Annotated in this window: 1 protein-coding gene; it reads left to right on the top strand. The window is 73.2% G+C overall.

Translation table 11 applies throughout. The features are described from left to right. Window positions 1–3,708, top strand: a 3,708-nt coding sequence (locus AB0E67_RS36215; protein ID WP_362035084.1) for an SDR family NAD(P)-dependent oxidoreductase, incomplete at both ends; no start/stop codon positions are given.

The raw sequence follows: 3,708 nt of genomic DNA, 5'->3' as shown, positions 1-3,708 counted from the left end.
ACCTCCACACCCACGGCCACACCATCAACTGGCCAATCCCCCACAGCCGACCCATCGACCTCCCCACCTACCCCTTCCAGCACCAGCACTACTGGATCAACCCCCGCACGAGCACCAGCACGGACACTGCGGACACCCGCTTCTGGGAGGCGGTCGAGAACGAGGACTGGAAGTCCCTCGGCCACACCCTCTCGGTCGAGGGCGATGCGCCGCTGAGCACGGTGCTTGCGGCGCTGGTGTCCTGGCGGAAGAGCCTGGATCGCGCGGCGGCGGTGGACAATCTGCGCTACCGGGCGACGTGGAGGCCGGTGGCGGACCCGCAGGCGGGGCTGTCCGGCACCTGGCTGGTCGTGGTTCCCGAAGGCCACGAGGGCGACACGCTGGTGGGCGCCGCCACGGAGGCCCTGCGCGGTAACCGGACCCACGTACGACAGGTCGTGCTGCACCCGGCCCAGCCGGACCGCACGCTCTACGCCGAGCACCTCTCCAGCGCACTGGCCCTGGGCGAAGACACCGCCGGCGTGCTGTCTCTCCTCGCGCTGACCGGCGACGACACCACCACCGCAGCGCCGACGCTCGCCCTCTTCCAGGCGCTCGGCGACGCGGGTGTCCAGGCTCCGCTCTGGTGCGTCACCCAGGGCGCGGTCACCACCGGCGGCAACGACCCGCTCACCAACCCCGCCCAGGCACAGATCTGGGGCCTGGGCCGGGTCGCCGCGCTGGAGCACCCCGACCGCTGGGGCGGACTCGTCGACGTGCCCAAACAGTTCGACGAACGCGGCGCCGCCCGCCTGCGTGCCGTACTGGCCGCCCCGGCAGGCGGCGAGGACCAGGTGGCCATCCGCGCCTCCGGCCTCCTCGCCCGCCGAATAGCCCGCACTGGCACCAACGGAAGCGCGTGGCAGCCGCGCGGCACCGTCCTGATCACCGGCGGCACCGGCGCCCTCGGCGCACACGTCGCCCGCTGGGCCGCCGCCAACGGAGCGCAGCACCTCGTCCTCGCCAGCCGCAGCGGCGACAGCACCCCGGGTGCTGCCGGCCTGCACGGCGAACTCGCCGCTCTCGGCGCCACCGTGACCTTCGCCGCCTGCGATGTGAGCGACCCGGAAACCGTAAAGGCGCTCATCGCCGACCACCCCGAACTGACCGCCGTCGTCCACACCGCCGGTGTCCTCGACGACGCAGTGCTCGACCGGCTCACCGCCGACCGCCTGCACCACGTACTGCGCCCGAAGGCCACGGCCGCCGAACTCCTCGACCAGTACACGCGTCACCTCGACCTCGACGCCTTCGTGCTCTTCTCGTCGGTGGTCGGCACGCTCGGCCGCGCCGGGCAGGCTAACTTCGGTGCGGCCAACGCCCACTTGGATGCGATCGCCGAGCAGCGGCACGCGCTGGGGCTGCCCTCCACCTCCGTGGCGTGGGGCCCATGGGACGCGGACGGGATGGCGGCCGGGGACGTGGCCGACCAGTTGCGTCGGCGCGGGCTCCCGGCCCTGGCGCCGGACCTCGCGCTCACCGCGCTGGGAGAGGCCGTCGGACGCGGCGAACCGGCGGTGACCGTCGCCGACATCGACTGGGCCCGTTTCGTGCCGGCGTACACCGCCGCCCGGCCCAGCGCGCTGATCTCGGACCTGACGGACGTGCGGGATCTGCGGTCCGGGTTCGACGCCGATCGTCCGGGCGGTGACGACACGACCTGGACGGCACAGAACCTGTCCGGCCTCTCCGATGCCGAGGCCCAGCGGGTGCTGCTGGACCTGGTGCGCACGCAGGCCGCGGCGGTGCTCGGGCACGCTTTCGCGGACGCGGTGAACGCGTCGCAGGCGTTCAAGGACATCGGTGTCGACTCGCTGACCGGGATCGAACTGCGTAACCGGCTCGTCGCCGTCACCGGTCTGAAGCTGCCGCCGACGCTGGTCTTCAACCATCCGACGCCCCAGGCGCTGGCCCGCTTCCTGCACACGCAGGCGGCCGGAACGGCGGAGTCCGCCTCCGCGCTGCCGGTCCCGGCGGGGGTCGCGGCCGAGGCCGACCCGGTCGTCATCGTGTCCATGGCCTGCCGTTACCCGGGCGGGGTGCGCTCGCCGGAGGACCTCTGGCAGTTGGTCATCGAAGGCCGGGACGCCGTGTCCGTGTTCCCCACGGACCGGGGCTGGGACATCGACGCGCTCTACCACCCTGATCCGGAGCGCGCGGGTACGTCGTACGTCCGCGAGGGCGGATTCCTCTACGACGCCGCCGAGTTCGACGCCGATTTCTTCGGGATCTCGCCGCGCGAGGCGCAGGCGATGGACCCGCAGCAGCGGCTTCTGCTGGAGACCTCGTGGGAGGTGTTCGAACGGGCCGGGATCGACCCGCGGTCGGTGGCCGGCAGCCAGGCGGGCGTCTACGTCGGTGTGGCGTCCCAGGACGGGTACGGGCCGCGCATGAGTGAGGCGCCCGAGGGGTTCGAGGGGTATCTGCTCACCGGTACGGCGGCCAGTGTGATCTCCGGCCGGGTGGCGTACTCCCTCGGTCTGGAGGGCCCGGCCGTCACGGTCGACACGGCCTGCTCGTCCTCGCTGGTCGCCCTGCACATGGCCGTCCAGGCGCTGCGGGACTGCGAGTGCGCGCTCGCGCTGGCGGGCGGCGTGACCGTCATGGCCTCCCAGGGGACGTTCGTGGAGTTCAGCCGGCAGCGGGGGCTCGCTCCCGACGGCCGTAGCAAGTCGTTCTCCGCGTCGGCCGACGGCACCAGCTGGGGCGAGGGCGCGGGCGTCCTGCTCCTGGAGCGGCTGTCGGACGCCCGCCGCAACGGACACCCGGTCCTGGGCGTGGTACGCGGTACGGCGGTCAACCAGGACGGCGCAAGCAACGGGCTCACCGCCCCCAACGGCCCCTCACAGGAGCGGGTCATCCGGCAGGCGCTCGGCCGGGCCCGGCTGACCGCCGACGGCGTCGACGCCGTCGAGGCGCACGGCACCGGCACCAGGCTCGGTGACCCGATCGAGGCGCAGGCGCTGCTGGCCACGTACGGGCAAGGCCGGCCCGCCGAACAGCCGCTGCTGCTCGGCTCCTTGAAGTCCAACATCGGACACACGCAGGCCGCGGCGGGCGTGGGCGGAGTCATCAAGATGGTGATGGCGATGCGTCACGGTGTGCTGCCGAGGACGCTGCACGTGGACGAGCCGACTCCGCACGTCGACTGGTCCGCCGGTGCCGTGTCGCTGCTGCGGGAAGCGGTCGAGTGGCCGCAGACCGGACGGCCCCGCCGGGCCGGTGTCTCGTCCTTCGGCGTGAGCGGCACCAACGCCCACGCGATCATCGAACAGGCCGAGGAGGAGCCGGCCGTCGTAGACGCACCTGAGGCTGGGGCCGGGCCCATGCCGTGGGTCGTCTCCGGTCAGGGCACCGACGCCCTGCGGGCGCAGGCCGAGCGGCTGCGGTCGTTCGTCGCAGCGCGGCCCGAACTTCCCACCGCCGACGTGGCGTTCTCCCTCACCACCTCGCGGGCGGCGCTGGACGACCGGGCCGCCGTGGTCGCCGAGGACCGGTCCGACTTCCTCGACGCGCTAGGCGCGCTCGCGCGGGGCGAGGCGGACAGCCGGGTCCTCACCGCCTCGGCGGACCGGGCACAGGGGCGGTTGGCGTTTCTGTTCTCGGGGCAGGGCAGCCAGCGGGCCGGGATGGGGCGTGAGCTGTACGCCGCCTTCCCTGTGTTCGCTG

Source organism: Streptomyces sp. NPDC032161, assembly GCF_040636995.1.
In the GTDB taxonomy this organism is placed as follows: Bacteria; Actinomycetota; Actinomycetes; order Streptomycetales; family Streptomycetaceae; genus Streptomyces.
The sequence above is the reverse complement of the archived record's forward strand: the minus strand, read 5'-3'. Positions and strand labels throughout refer to the sequence as shown.